This window comes from Companilactobacillus pabuli (assembly GCF_014058425.1).
GTDB lineage: Bacteria > Bacillota > Bacilli > Lactobacillales > Lactobacillaceae > Companilactobacillus > Companilactobacillus pabuli.
On sequence record NZ_CP049366.1, the window covers coordinates 526,771 to 541,933 of the forward strand.

Genomic DNA, 15,163 nt, shown 5'->3' on the forward strand with positions numbered 1-15,163 from the left:
GGACGATGGTTGTCCCATGGAGTATATCAAATGACTAATAATGAAGATTTAGAATTGCTGGATTTAGTTGCCCCAGACTTCATTAAAACTCTGGAAAAGCGATTTAAAATACTTCAGAGTATCTCATTAATGGAGCCTGTTGGGCGCAGAGTATTAGCTGATGATCTTAATATTACTGAACGTGGATTAAGAACTGAGACTGATTTATTAAGAAAGCAAGGCTTGATTGTTTCTTCAAAATCTGGGATGTCTCTAACACATACAGGTAGCGATGTAGTAATTCGTTTGACGAATGTTTTAGCGGATTATCAAGGTACAGCTATTTTGGAGAAACGCTTGAGTGAAAAGCTAGGAATTAGTCGTTGTATTGTTTTACCAGGTAATGCAGATAAGCAGTATCGGGTAGTCGATTCGTTTGGTAGAAGACTTAATCAACTCTTAGGATCAGTATTGCCAAATGGTCAGTCAATGATTTCTGTGACTGGTGGTAGTACGTTGGCACAAGTTGCACGTAATCTTTCACCTGATTTATCGAAAAATCGTAAGTTGGTTTTCTTACCAGCTCGCGGTGGAGTAGGTGAGTCAGTTACGATTCAGGCAAACAGTGTCTGTGCAGAGATGGCTTTAAGAACGCAAGGCCAGTACCGGGCTATGTACCTTCCAGAGGACATTAGCGAAAAAAGTTTTGAATCTTTGCAAAAAGAGACTTCAATTAAGTCGGTTCTTGAACTAATATATAGAAGTGATGTTGTTATTCACAGCATCGGAACTGCAAGTGTCATGGCAGAGCGTCGAAATCTTTCGGCTAAGGAACAAAAAATCATCGATAATGGTGAGGCTGTTTCAGAAGCTTTTGGAGATTTCTTCGATCAAAGTGGTAAACTTGTATATAAGGTACCTAGGATTGGACTTCACGTCCGGGACCTTGATAAAATAAAATATGTGATTGCAATCGCCGGTGGTCAAAGTAAGGCCAAAGCAATTCAATCATATATGAAAAACGCACCTCATCATACTATACTGATTACTGATGAGGGTGCCTCAAAGTTGATTTTAAGGGATAACCCTTTAAAATAATATTTTTTTGATTTCCTGAAGGAGGAATTTTTGTATGACTACAAAAGTTGGTATTAATGGATTTGGCCGTATCGGTCGTTTGGCATTCCGCCGTATCGCTGCACTTCAAGCAGCTGGCAAGACAGATTTGGAAGTTGTTGCAATTAACGATTTAACTTCACCTGCTATGCTTGCTCACCTATTGAAGTATGATACAGCTCATGGTAACTTCGAAATCGACAAGATTTCAGCTGCTGACAATGCTATCGTTGTTGACGGTAAGACAATTCCTGTATATGCTGAAATGAATGCTGCAGACCTTAAATGGGTTGCAAACGACGGTGTTGACATCGTTCTTGAATGTACTGGTTTCTACACATCAGCAGACAAAGCACAAGCTCACTTGGATGCCGGTGCAAAACGTGTATTGATCTCAGCTCCATCAGGTGACATGCCTACAGTTGTTTATGGTGTTAACGATGACATCCTAACAAACGACGTTAAGATCGCTTCAGCTGGTTCATGTACAACAAACTGTCTTGCACCTCTAGCAAATGCCGTAAACAAAGAATTCGGTATTAAAGCTGGTACAATGACAACAATCCATGCTTACACAGCTACACAAAAACTTCAAGATGGTCCAGAACGTAAAGGTAATGTTCGTGCTGCACGTGCTGCTGCTGCAAACATCATCCCTCACTCAACTGGTGCTGCTAAGGCCCTAGGTCTAGTTGTTCCTGACTTGAAAGGTAAGCTTGATGGACATGCACAACGTGTTCCAGTTATCACAGGTTCAGTTACTGAATTAGTTGCAACTCTTAACAAAGAAGTTACAGTTGACGAAGTTAACGATGCAATCAAGAAGTACACAGACAACAACCCTTCATTCGGTTACAATGATGACGAAATCGTATCATCAGATGTTATCGGTACATCATTCGGTTCAATCTTTGACCCAACACAAACACAAATTGTTGGTTCAGGTGACGCCCAAGTTGTAAAGACTGTTGCTTGGTACGATAACGAATCAGGATTTACTGCACAAATGGTTCGTACACTTGAAAAATTTGCTACATTAGACTAATTCATTAATCTAAAATAGTAATCAAAAAACCTAATTTAGTGTTTTAAATTGGCGGAGGGAGGATAACTCCTTCCGCCTTTTTTTAAGGAAAATATCGGAGGATTTATAATGGCAAAACTTATTGTTTCTGACGTTGACGTAAAAGACAAAAAAGTCTTGATGCGTGTTGATTTCAACGTTCCTATCAAAGATGGTGTTGTCGGCGATACTAACCGTATCGTTGGTGCTATCCCAACAATCAAATATGTTTCAGAACATGGTGGAAAGGTTATCTTGCTATCTCACTTGGGTCGTATTAAGAGTGACGAAGACAAGAAAGCTTTATCATTGAAGCCAGTTGCTGCTAAACTTGAAGAATTAAGTGGTTTGAAAGTTAAGTTCGTACCTGTTAACGAAGGTAAAGAACTTGAAGATGCTATCAACGAATTAAACGATGGCGACATTCTACTTATGGAAAACACACGTTTCCAAGATATCGATAATGATTTCGGTAAACGTGAAAGCAAGAACGATCCTAAACTTGGCGAATACTGGGCATCACTTGGTGACGTATTTATCAATGATGCTTTCGGTACAGCCCACAGAAAACATGCTTCAAACGTTGGTATCTCAACAGCTATGAAGGCTGCTGGCAAACCCGTTGCTGCTGGTTTCTTAATGGAAAAGGAAATCAAGTTCTTAGGTAACGCCGTTGACAATCCTGTACACCCATTCGTAACAATCCTTGGTGGTGCTAAGGTTTCAGATAAGATCGGTGTTATTGAAAACTTAATTCCAAAATCAGACCACATCTTAATCGGTGGTGGTATGGCTTATACATTCTTAGCTGCTCAAGGCCACAAGATTGGTAAGTCACTATTCGAAGAAGACAAAGTTGAACTAGCTAAAGACCTCCTTCAAAAAGCTGGCGACAAGATCGTTCTTCCTGTAGACCACATCGTTGCTAAAGAATTCTCAAATGACGCTGATGCTACTACAACTGATGGCGTTGATATTCCTGATGATGAAATGGCTCTTGATATCGGACCTAAGACAGTTAAGTTGTTCCAAGACACTCTAAAGGGTGCTAAGACTGTTGTATGGAACGGACCAATGGGTGCATTCGAAATGAGCAAGTTTGCTGAAGGTACACTAGAAGTTGGACGTGCTATGGGTAACTTGTCAGATGCTATTACTATCGTTGGTGGTGGTGACTCAACTGCTGCTGCTAAGAGTCTTGGTATTGCTGATAAGCTAACACACATCTCAACTGGTGGTGGTGCTTCACTAGAATACCTAGAAGGTAAAGTATTACCTGGTATCGATTCAATTTCAGATAAATAATTATTTTTCATGAGGAGAACTAATTTTATGCGTACACCTATTATTGCGGGTAACTGGAAGATGAACAAAAATCCTAAAGAAACCCAAGAATTTTTAGACGGTATCAAAGGCAAGTTGCCAGAATCTGGCGTAGAAACAATCATCGGTGCTCCAGCTATTGATCTTACAACTCTTGTTGCAGGAGCAAAGGGTACACCATTGAAGACTGCTGCTGAAAACTCATACTTTGAAGATGCTGGTGCATTTACTGGTGAAACTTCACCTAAGGCACTTGATGAAATGGGCGTTGATTATGTAATCATCGGTCACTCAGAAAGAAGACAATACTTCAAAGAAACTGACGAAGACATCAACAAGAAAGCTAAGGCTATCTTGAAGAACAACATGCTACCTATCATCTGCTGTGGTGAAACACTAGAACAACGTGAAGCCGGCAAGGCAGAAGACTGGGTAACAGGTCAAATCGAAAATGCTGTTAAAGGCATTTCTGCTGATGACTTAGCTAAATCAGTTATCGCTTATGAACCAATCTGGGCTATCGGTACTGGTAAGACTGCTACTGCTGATCAAGCACAAGAAATGGTTCACGTAATCCGTGAAAAGATTGCTAGCTTGTACGATAATGACACAGCTGACAAAGTACGTATTCTTTACGGTGGTTCAGTTAAACCTGCTAACGTTAAAGAATTGATGGCTAAAGAAGATATTGATGGTGGACTTGTTGGTGGTGCATCAATGGATCCAGAATCATATATCGCATTAGCTAACTTCAATAAATAATTTACTTTCATTAAGTTATTTATTTTAGTAGCAAAAAAGGTTAAAATTAATCTGTATTAAAACCATAAAGGAGATTTTTAAAATATGTCTGTAATTACTGATATTTTAGGCCGTGAAGTTCTTGATTCACGTGGTAACCCAACTGTTGAAGTTGAACTATATACTGAACTAGGTGGCTTTGGCCGCGCACTTGTTCCTTCAGGTGCTTCAACTGGTGAACACGAAGCTGTTGAATTACGTGATGGCGACAAATCACGTTTTGGTGGCAAGGGTGTTCTTAAAGCCGTTGCTAACGTAAACGACAAGATTGCTAAAAAGGTTATCGGCATGGACGTTACTGACCAACGTGCTATTGACCAAGCTATGATCGATCTTGATGGTACACCAAACAAGGGTACTTTGGGTGCTAACGCTATTCTTGGTGTTTCACTTGCTGCTGCTCGTGCTGCTGCTGACGAATTAGGTCTTCCATTGTACGAATACCTTGGTGGTCCTAACGCTCACGTATTGCCAACACCTATGATGAACGTTATCAATGGTGGTAAGCATGCTGATAACAACGTTGACTTCCAAGAATTCATGATCTTGCCTGTTGGTGCAAAATCAATGCGTGAAGCCGTACGTATGGGTTCAGAAACTTTCCACTCACTAAAAGCTGTTCTTGAAAGCCGTGGCTTGAACACAGCTGTTGGTGACGAAGGTGGTTTCGCTCCTGACCTTGAAAACAACGAAGCTCCTTTCAAGATTTTGGTTGAAGCTATTGAAAAAGCAGGTTACAAGCCTGGTGACGATGTTGCTATTGGTTTTGACTGTGCATCATCAGAATTCTACAATGCTGAAACACACAAGTACGAACTAAAAGGTGAAGGCGAAAATGGTGCTGTTCTTTCAACAGACGAATTTATCGACTTGCTTGATGGTATCGTTGAAAAGTACCCAGTTGTTACAATCGAAGATCCTATCGACGAAAACGAATGGGAAGACTGGCAAAAAGTTACTGCTAAACTTGGTAAGAAAGTACAACTTGTTGGTGATGACTTGTTCGTTACAAACACAGACTACTTGAAGAAGGGTATTGAAATGGGAGTTTCAAACTCAATCCTTATCAAGCTTAACCAAATCGGTACACTTACAGAAACATTCGAAGCTATCGAAATGGCTAAAGAAGCAGGCTTCACAGCTGTTGTTTCACACCGTTCAGGTGAAACAGAAGATACAACAATTGCTGACCTTGTTGTTGCTACAAACGCAGGTCAAATCAAGACTGGTTCAATGAGCCGTACAGACCGTATTGCTAAGTACAACCAATTGATGAGAATTGAAGATCAACTTGGCGACCAAGCTGAATTCAAGGGTATCAAGAGTTTCTACAACTTGAACAAATAGTTATTTATTGATTGATTAAAACAGCCCTCGGGCTGTTTTTTTTGTACAATAATAGTATCAACTATTGAAGGAGAATTTCTATGACATTAAAAATTGCTTTTATCGGTTTCGGTAAATCAGCCAACCGTTATCATCTACCATATTTAAATATTAGAGATAATTTTGAAGTAAAGACGGTCTACACTCGTAAGGCTCCCAATGAAAAATTAGCAAAACCTTACCAACAAAAAGGTGTTATTTTCACTAATGATTTGAATGATATTTTAAATGATCCAGAAATTGACTTAGTAACTATTTGTACACCAGCTTCAACACATTATCAATTGGCTAAACAGGTCATTGAAGCTAAAAAATCAGTTATCGTTGAAAAACCATTCGTTGATACTTTGGACCATGCTAAAGAATTGATTCAATTAGGAAAAGACAATGGCGTTTTAGTTATGCCTTATCAAAATCGTCGTTTCGATGGGGACTATTTGGCTGCTAAACAAGTGATTGATCAAGGATTCTTGGGAGATATTGTCGAGATTGAATCACACATTGATTACTATCGTCCACATACAGTCAATAATGTTGGTACTAAAGAACAAGGTGAATTTTACGGATTGGGAATCCATTTGATGGATCGCATGGTAGCTTTGTTTGGCCGTCCTGATCAAGTGGTTTACGATATCAGAAATACTGAAGTTGAGGATGCAGTCGACAACTATTTTGATGTAGACTTACATTATGGCTCAAAAATGAAGGCCAAGGTCAAGGTAAGTACTGATGTTGCTAAAGAGTATCCAAGATTTATCGTTCACGGTATGAATGGTTCCTTTATCAAATACGGTGCTGACCAACAAGAAAATGACTTGAAAGCCGGTATTATGCCAGGAACACCAGGTTTTGGGGAAGATAGTCCAATGTATTACGGAATCGCCAAATATCAAAATGCCAATGGGGATTGGATTGAAAAACAAATCAAGACACCACTCGGTGATTATGGATTGTACTACGATTCTGTTTACGATACTTTGGTCAACCATAAACCAAGACTTGTCAGTGATGAAGAAATTTTAACCGATATGGAAATTCTTGAAGCTGGTTTCTATCAAACTTCACCTTCAATTTACAATGTGCCAAAATTAGATATTTAGGGGAGAATCATGAAAGTAGCTGTTACAGATAATGAGAAGTTAAGACTGACTTTAGAGGGAGTTCTAGTTGGAATTATCTCCGGAATTCTTGTTAGTATGTTCCGTTGGTCGATTGCACATTCTCTAAAGTTTTATCAAGGTCTTTATGTTGCGGCACGAAATAATTCTCTATTAGTTTTGTCGTTATTAGTCTTGATGATTATTATCGGACTGTTTGTCGGATATTTAGTCAAAAAAGAACCCAATATATCGGGTTCAGGTATTCCACAAGTTGAAGCTCAATTAGGTGGCGAAATGCATCTAAATTGGTGGTCAATTTTGTGGAGAAAATTTGTTGGAGGAATCCTTTGTATTGGACCAGGTCTATTCTTAGGTCGTGAAGGTCCTTCAATTCAATTAGGTTCAGCTGTCGGTCAAGGTGTCGGAGACTTAACGCATGATAATAAAGGCGTTAATCAAAGAGTTCTTATCGCCAGTGGTGCAGCGGCCGGATTGTCAGCTGCCTTTAGTGCGCCAATTGCTGGAGCAATGTTTGTTTTGGAAGAAGTTTATCATAATTTTTCACCAATGGTGTGGATCACTTCTTTAGCCAGTGCAGTCAGTGCTAATTTGGTGGCATTATATGTCTTTGGTTTGCAGCCAGTTTTGCAAGTGCCTTATCAATTTAGTTTGCCAGTTAAGTATTATTGGCATTTGATTATTTTAGGTATCATTTTAGGTTTGATGGGTCGCTTGTATCAAATTTGTACATTGTCGATGCCGGCTGTTTTTGCTAAAACTCGTTTGCCACGTTATATTCACGGAATAATCCCGTTGATTTTAATTGTTCCTTTGGGAATGATGTATACGCAATTTATCGGTGGTGGTAATGAAGTCATCGTCAATTTGGACAAATTCAAGGGTGGTTTGTTATTTTTAATGGGATTGTTGTTCTTGAGATTTGTCTTCTCGATGATTTCTTATGGTTCTGGACTTCCAGGTGGAATCTTTTTACCAATTTTGAACCTTGGAGCTATCATCGGAGCTATTTATGCTGTCTTTATGAATCAACTTGGCTTGTTGCCAATTTATTTTGAAAGTAACTTGATTATCTTTGCGATGGCCGGTTACTTTGCTTGTATTGGTAAAGCACCGTTTACAGCAATTATTTTGGTCACAGAAATGGTCGGCTCATTGAAGCACTTGATGCCATTGGCTGTTTTGTCATTGGTGGCTTACATTGTGGTTGATTTATTGAATGGTGCTCCAATTTATGAAGCTTTAAAAGAACGTTTGAACCTCAATTCAGAGTATTTGAATCGTGTCAGCAAGTTTAACGATCGATTAGAAGTGCCAATTTATGAAGGTAGTTCGATCGATGGGAAATACATTCGTGATATTCCTTTTCCAAAAGATATTTTAGTGATTGCGGTTTACCGTGGTGAGAGACAATTGATTCCTCGTGGTGATACAATGATCAAAGCAGGGGATCGAATCGTCTTCATGGTCAATGCCGGTCAACGAGCAAAAATATCTCAGAAATTGCAAGACTTGATTCAAGGTATGCACTAGAAATTTGACCACTTTTATGTTATTGTTTTAGGAGTGATTTCAGCTTTCAACACCATGAACGGAGGTTTTACAGGTGTATAACATTATCGAAACATTGTTGATAATAGTATCCATTTTGATAATCATTGCCGTATTAATGCAACCAACTAAGCAACAAGATGCTTTGAATGCGTTGTCCGGTGGTGGTGGTGACCTATTCAGCAACCAGAAGAAACGTGGTTTTGAAGCCTTCATGGTTAAGGTTACCTACGTTTTACTAGTATTGTTTTTTGTTTGCTCATTGATACTAGTTTACTTATCATCTCACTAAGCAATTTATCCTCCTGAAAGTTACTCAGGAGGTTTTTTGTTATAAGGAGCTACGAATGAAAATTTTACGACCACAACCATTTTATTTTGACAGTGGAACTAGTGCAGTATTGTTATTACATTCTTTTTCAGGAACGTCTAATGATATGCGACTATTAGGAAGATTTTTACAGAGAAATAATTTTTCGGCCTACGCTCCGATGCTTGTTGGTCACGGAACTGATGAACCCTTGGATATTTTGGAAAAAGGTGGTCCAGATCAGTGGTGGCAACAAACACAGGCTTCAATCGATTTTTTAAAGCAAAAGCAAAAGACGAAGATTTATGTTTTTGGACTGTCGCTAGGTGCAATTTTTGCAACTCAAGCACTTGAAGAAAACCCGGATGTTATTGCAGGGGGAGTTTTTGGCTCACCTTTGTACAATCAAGAGTTCAAGAACATCAAATCAGCCTTTATGACATATGCTAAAAAGGTGTATTCTTTACAACAGGACTTAACTGATGTGGAATTAGACGCCAAGATGAGAGTAGTTAGATCAAAAATCGATAACAGAATAATGTCGATTCAAAGAGCTTCCGTTGGTGTGACTGAAAAGTTGGCTGAAATAAGTCGACCATATTTCATTGGTCAAGGTACGAGTGATAAATTAGTAAATCCAGAAGCTGCTAAATTAGTAGCTCAAGACGTTAAAACATCACAGCTACATTTTTACGATGCAGGGCATGTTTTAACTATCAACCGCGCTCATAATCAATTACAGAGTGACGTGTTAAATTTTTTAGAAAATAATTGAGGATAGAAATGCCAGATAAAGAAAATAAATTAATTGCGGACATCTTAGAGGTTTTTAGAAGCAACCCCGATCGTCGTTACAAATCAGAACAGATCGAAGACATTTTAAGAATGCACGGGGCTTCAGCTTTCAAACGTGTTGTTAAATCTCTAGCTGTCCTAGAGGGTGAAAGTAAGATTACTTTGACCAACAAAGATGAGTTCAAGATGGCCACACCAGAAACTGTGGTTGAAGGAACTTTTAAGGGAAATGATAAGGGATTTGGTTTCGTTAGATATGATGAAGTTGATCCTGACGCTTTTATTTCCCGAGACAACACACTCCACGCAGTCAACGGCGATACAGTTGAAGTAAAGATCACTAAACCATCTAATCCATGGATCGACAAGGGACCAGAAGGTGAGATTACTAAAATCGTTGAAAGATCATTGACTAAAGCAGTTGGTGAATTTCATCCTTATAGTGATTCACAAGTTGAAAAGACTGGCCACTATGGTTACGTTCAAAGTCACGAAAAGAAAATTGCTGCATACATGATTTTCATTTCTGACAAAGGTTTGCATCCACAAATGGGTGACATGGTTCAAGTATCTATCGATGAATATCCAAACGACAAGCATCCCCAAAGTATGGAGGGTACTGCTCTTGAAATCATCGGTAACAAAAATGATCCTGGTGTTGACATCATGTCTATCGTTGTTGACAATGACATCAATCCAGAATTCCCTAATGAAGTTTTAAAAGAAGCTGAAAGTATTCCTGATCACGTCTTAGATTCAGATCGTGTTGGTCGTAAAGACTTGACTAAGAATATGGTTATCACAATCGATGGGGATGACTCAAAAGACTTTGATGATGCGGTTGGATTGGACATGTTACCAAATGGTAACTTCCATCTAGAAGTAGATATCGCTGATGTTACACATTATGTCAAAGAAGGTTCTCCATTAGATGAGGAAGCTTATGCTCGTGGAACAAGTACTTACTTAGTTGATCGAGTAATTCCAATGTTGCCATTTAGATTGTCAAACGGAATCTGTTCATTGAACCCTGGTGAAGACCGTCTAGCTTTGACTTGTGAAATGGAAATCGATCACTCGGGTAATGTTGTTAAACATGAAATTTATCCTAGTGTTATCCAATCAAAATATCGTATGACTTATAACAATGTTAACGAAATTTTGAAGGGCGACGAAGAATTAAATGAAGAATACGCTCCATTAGTTCCAATGTTGAAACAAATGGCACAACTTCACGAAATCCTCTTCAACAAACGTCACCAACGTGGTGCTATCGACTTTGAAGAAACAGAAGCACAAATCATCGTTGATGAAAATGGTAAGCCAATCGACATCAAGTTAAGAGAACGTGGAACTTCTGAAAAGATGATCGAATCATTCATGTTAGCCGCTAATGAAACAGTCGCTGAACATTACAATGTTAAACATGTACCATTCTTATATCGTGTCCACGAAAAGCCTGATGAAGAAAAAATCAAGAACTTCTTTGAATTTGCTGCTGCAATGGGTGTCCAAGTTAAAGGTAACTTGAAAGAAATCACACCAAAGATGTTCCAAAACGTTTTAGCTGATGTTGTTGGAACTCCTGAAGAACAAGTTGTCACAATTATGTTGTTGAGAAGTTTACAACAAGCTAGATATTCAGATGAACCACTAGGTCACTTTGGTTTGGCTGCTAAGTACTATACACACTTTACTTCACCAATCAGACGTTACCCTGATTTGACAGTTCACCGTATGATTCACAGTTATGCTGAACATGGTTTTACTGACGATGAACAAGCTAAGTGGAGTAACAAGCTTCAAGAAATTGCTGAACATACTTCAAGTCGTGAAAGAATTTCTATCAATGCTGAACGTGCCGTTGATGATTTGAAGAAGACTGAGTACATGGCTGACCAAGTTGGAAATACCTTCGATGCTGTAGTCAGTTCAGTAACTAGTTTTGGAATGTTCATTCAATTGGATAATACCGTTGAAGGTTTGATTCACATTTCTAACATGAAAGACGATTTCTACGAATTTGACGAAAAGAGTATGTCAATGCACGGTCGTGGAACTGGTAAGATTTTCAAGGTTGGTCAACCAATCAAGGTTAAGTTGATCAGAGCAGATGTTGAACACAGACAAATTGACTTTGAACGTGTATTAACTCCAGAGGAACAAGAACAAGCTGATAAACGTGAAGCTGAATTTAAGAAGAAACGTTCAATGCAACATGGCAGAGGTCGTGGCGGTCATGGTCGTCACAATGATCACAAGGGTCATGGCAATGGAAGAAACAGAAACAGTAATAATAATGGAAACAAAAACCATAAGAGACGTGGTAAATACGAAAGACGGTGATTCTGTTGAAGAAACATCATACTAAGGCTGCTAATGAAGTGGCCAACAATCGTAAGGCGCGCCATGATTACAATATTTTAGAAACTTATGAAGCAGGGATTGCTTTGACAGGAACAGAAATTAAATCCGTTCGTGCCAGCAAGATGAATATTAAAGATGGCTTCGTCCAAGCTCGAAATGGCGAACTTTGGTTAGAGAATGTCAATATTAGCATTTATGACCAGGGAAATATCTTTAATCATGATCCTTTACGTAATCGTAAATTGTTGCTCCATAAAAAAGAGATTCGTAAAATCAGTTCAAGTATTCAAGAAAAGGGAATCACAGTGGTTCCTTTGAAAGTTTACTTAAAGCATGGTTTTGCTAAAGTATTGATTGGTATCGCCGAAGGTAAGAAACAGTACGATAAACGTGAAACAATTAAGAAACGTGATCAAGAAAGAGAAATTAGACGTGTTATGAAAAATGCGTACTAGGTTCTCTTTTTTTTTGCATTTTTTGTTAGGTGATAAGTAGTAAAATAATTATTAATCAAGGGGGGAATAATATGAAAATAGGCTATTTTTCATCTTCAACACCAATTACTTATCTTTCGCCAAAAAGGTTTCAACGGGCCAAGGATTTCTTAACTAGTAAGGGAATAGAATTACAAGCTGGTTCGTTGACAAAGAAGAGCGATTTCTATCGTTCTGGTAGTATCCAAGCTCGAGCTGATGAGATCAATCAGTTGATTCATGATGAAACAATTGATGTTTTGATGGCAACGATTGGGGGATTGGTCACTAATTCTATTCTGGACAAAATTGATTATGATTATTTACAAAAGCACCCTAAAACTATTGTTGGTTATTCAGATGCAACAGCTTTGTTATTAGCAATTTCCACCCAGGCACCAGCTTGCAAAGTACTTTATGGTCCAGCTTTAGTTGCTTCATTTGGGGATGCTAAGGAAATCATTGATTACACCTGGCAAAGTTTTGAACAAGTTTTAAACAATCAAGAAGTAGAATTAACAGCACCAAAATTTTGGACCGATGAGGCAATCAATTGGGAAGATTACCAACGTCCTAAAAAAATGGTCCAAAATCAATGGCATTACGTAAAACAACCGATATTAGAGGGAAGAATTGTTGGTGGAAACCTAAATACGATGTCTGGAATTTTGGGTTCCAAGTATTTTCCTAAATATACTGAAAATGATTTGTTATTCATTGAAGACGCTGAAAAAGATGCTTCAATTATTGAAAAAAACTTTTCGATGTTAAAGAATTTCGGTACTTTTGATCAAGTAAAAGGAGTGATTTTGGGAAAACACGCCTTATTTGATGATTTGCACACGGGACGCAAACCAATAGATATTCTTTTAGAGGTATTGGGGAACCGTGATTTACCGATAATTTATGATTTTGATTCTTGTCATACAGTTCCAATGATGACTACTCCGATAGGCACTTGGGCTAGATTTGATGCTACTAAGATGCAAGTAACTTATCGACAATCCTAATATGGTAAAATTAGGATAATTAAGTTTACTGGGGGATACGATGAAGAAAATTTGGGGTATTTGGAGTCTAGTTCTTGGTTTGTTGCTGATATTTACAATGACTTCAACGGTCAAAGCTGATGGCGATTACCAAATAGAGAAGTACAACGCTACAGCAGACGTCCAAAAAAATGGTGATATTGATTTAACACAAAAAATCACCTATCAGTTTGATGGTGACTTCAAGGGAGTTTACTATAATCAGGATATTGCTGGAATCAATGGCATCACGCCGCCTGAGGTTTATCTCGACGATGGTTATACGACTAAACAATTGACTCAAAATAATTCCGGACTAAATAATTCCTTTAAAGTTGATAAGACCCAAGATAAAGTGAATATCAAAGTTTATCATTCGGCCTCCACGGAAAAGCTGACGTATGTTTATAAGTATCATTTGTTAGGGGCCATTACTAATTACACTGATACGGCGCGACTAAATTGGAAAATAATCGGCGATGGCTGGCAAAAAGATCTGCACAATGTTGTTTTAAAGGTCAATTTGCCACAAAAGAATATTTCCAAGTTACAAGCTTGGACTCATGGACCATTAGATGGATATACAAAAGTTAATCGAAAAAATGGTTCGGTCAAAATGACTATCGATACTGTACCTGAAGGGCAATTTGTTGAAACTGAAATGCTCTTTCCAACAACGGTAACAGCCGATAATCCTAAGGTAGTCAATAAAAAAATCAAACAAAAAGTTCTCGACCATGAAAAGCAGTTAGTTTTGGATGCTAATGCTAGTCGAGAACGTAAAAAGTGGATTTATAATATTTTAATGACCTTTGGCTACTTAGTAGTCGCTGGAATCCTTATTGCTCGTTTGATCAGCATCAAAAAAAATCCTGGCAACAAGCATTTTCATCCGACACCTTTGTATCATTTCTTCGATGAACCTAAGTTCTTACCTAGTATGGCGAAGGTGATTCTTGATCGTAGCGATAAAGCTGATAGTTTGTCACTGACAGCTGATTTGTTGTACGAAGTGGGTAAGAGACGGATGGCTATCAGAAAAGTCAAAAAGACTTATGAAATTACTGCTCTGGTGCCACCAACTAATCCATTTTTCAAATTCTTGATTGAAAATATCGGGGATGGCAAAAAGGTTACCTTGAAACAGATCAAAACTGCTGCAAAAGGGTATCACACAGCTAAAAATGATATTGTACAGCAATTTGAAAGCTGGTCTAAAGATGCTGCCAATGGGCGTGAGAAATATCTCGATTTGGAAAATATGCGAATCGTTGATAATTTCCGTTTAACGGCAGTGGTTGTTCCAAGTATTTTATTTCTTATGTTCATCATTGCAGCAATTTTTGGCAAAAAGCTATTAGTTTTAGGAATAGTCTATGTAATAATTGCTATTCTTTCTTGGATTATGTTGTGGATGGCAAAAAGAAAAATCACTCCTTATACTGATTTGGGAGAACAAGAAGTTAATGAAATCAAAGCCTTCAAACGCATGCTTTCTGATATCGATGATATTAAGATGGCCGAAGTTGGAGATTTAATTCTCTGGGAGCAATTCTTGCCTTATGCGGTCGTTTTTGGAGTTTCGGATAAAGTTATTAAGGCCTTGAAGGTAAACTTCACTACCGAGCAAATTAACGATTCTATGATAGTTCCATATTACATTGGAGCAACTAGTTTCTTAGGTTCAAAGAATGGCTTTGAATCTGCCTTTATCGGGGCAATCAGTGCTGGTGGTGGTATTGCTGGAAGTTCATCAAGTGTCAGTGGTGGATCGGGTGGTTTTTCTGGCGGTTCATCAGGTGGATTTGGTGGAGGTTCCGGTGGTGGAGCCTTTTAGAGCCAAAAAAATAGGC

Annotated in this window: 13 protein-coding genes; all 13 read left to right on the top strand. The window is 38.4% G+C overall.

The features are described 5' to 3' along the window. Positions 1-30 precede the first annotated feature (30 nt). Entirely contained in the window at positions 31-1,077 is a 1,047-nt protein-coding gene (locus tag G6534_RS02470; protein ID WP_182083109.1) for a sugar-binding transcriptional regulator, read from the top strand. Between the two features lie 34 nt (positions 1,078-1,111). After that, the gene (gene gap, locus G6534_RS02475) at positions 1,112-2,140 is read left to right on the top strand and encodes a type I glyceraldehyde-3-phosphate dehydrogenase (protein WP_059074836.1); all 1,029 of its coding nucleotides are present in this window, start codon (positions 1,112-1,114) and stop codon (positions 2,138-2,140) included. Between the two features lie 108 nt (positions 2,141-2,248). Continuing rightward, the gene (locus tag G6534_RS02480; protein WP_059074837.1) at positions 2,249-3,463 is read left to right on the top strand and encodes a phosphoglycerate kinase; all 1,215 of its coding nucleotides are present in this window, start codon (positions 2,249-2,251) and stop codon (positions 3,461-3,463) included. A 27-nt stretch (positions 3,464-3,490) separates the two neighbouring features. Further along, positions 3,491-4,243, top strand: coding sequence for a triose-phosphate isomerase (tpiA, locus tag G6534_RS02485; RefSeq protein ID WP_059074838.1), 753 nt, complete (start codon positions 3,491-3,493; stop codon positions 4,241-4,243). An 84-nt stretch (positions 4,244-4,327) separates the two neighbouring features. Next, positions 4,328-5,629 carry a phosphopyruvate hydratase gene (gene eno, locus G6534_RS02490; RefSeq protein WP_059074839.1) on the top strand — a complete coding sequence of 434 codons (1,302 nt, stop codon included), beginning with the start codon at positions 4,328-4,330 and terminating at the stop codon, positions 5,627-5,629. Between the two features lie 80 nt (positions 5,630-5,709). Continuing rightward, positions 5,710-6,768 carry an oxidoreductase gene (locus tag G6534_RS02495; protein WP_182083110.1) on the top strand — a complete coding sequence of 353 codons (1,059 nt, stop codon included), beginning with the start codon at positions 5,710-5,712 and terminating at the stop codon, positions 6,766-6,768. A gap of 9 nt (positions 6,769-6,777) precedes the next feature. Then, positions 6,778-8,319, top strand: coding sequence for a ClC family H(+)/Cl(-) exchange transporter (locus tag G6534_RS02500; RefSeq protein WP_059074841.1), 1,542 nt, complete (start codon positions 6,778-6,780; stop codon positions 8,317-8,319). Between the two features lie 73 nt (positions 8,320-8,392). After that, the gene (gene secG / locus G6534_RS02505) at positions 8,393-8,629 is read left to right on the top strand and encodes a preprotein translocase subunit SecG (protein WP_010020475.1); all 237 of its coding nucleotides are present in this window, start codon (positions 8,393-8,395) and stop codon (positions 8,627-8,629) included. A 55-nt stretch (positions 8,630-8,684) separates the two neighbouring features. Next, on the top strand, positions 8,685-9,422 hold the full coding sequence (locus G6534_RS02510; RefSeq protein ID WP_182083111.1) for an alpha/beta hydrolase: 738 nt from the start codon (positions 8,685-8,687) through the stop codon (positions 9,420-9,422). A gap of 8 nt (positions 9,423-9,430) precedes the next feature. After that, positions 9,431-11,788 (top strand): ribonuclease R, encoded by a 2,358-nt coding sequence (gene rnr, locus G6534_RS02515; RefSeq protein ID WP_182083112.1) that lies wholly within the window; start codon positions 9,431-9,433, stop codon positions 11,786-11,788. A 5-nt stretch (positions 11,789-11,793) separates the two neighbouring features. After that, positions 11,794-12,264, top strand: a complete 471-nt coding sequence (gene smpB / locus G6534_RS02520) for an SsrA-binding protein SmpB (protein ID WP_059074844.1) — start codon at positions 11,794-11,796, stop codon at positions 12,262-12,264. Between the two features lie 71 nt (positions 12,265-12,335). Next, positions 12,336-13,292 (top strand): S66 family peptidase, encoded by a 957-nt coding sequence (locus G6534_RS02525; protein WP_059074845.1) that lies wholly within the window; start codon positions 12,336-12,338, stop codon positions 13,290-13,292. A gap of 40 nt (positions 13,293-13,332) precedes the next feature. Continuing rightward, positions 13,333-15,147 carry a DUF2207 domain-containing protein gene (locus G6534_RS02530; RefSeq protein ID WP_059074846.1) on the top strand — a complete coding sequence of 605 codons (1,815 nt, stop codon included), beginning with the start codon at positions 13,333-13,335 and terminating at the stop codon, positions 15,145-15,147. Positions 15,148-15,163: the final 16 nt, after the last annotated feature.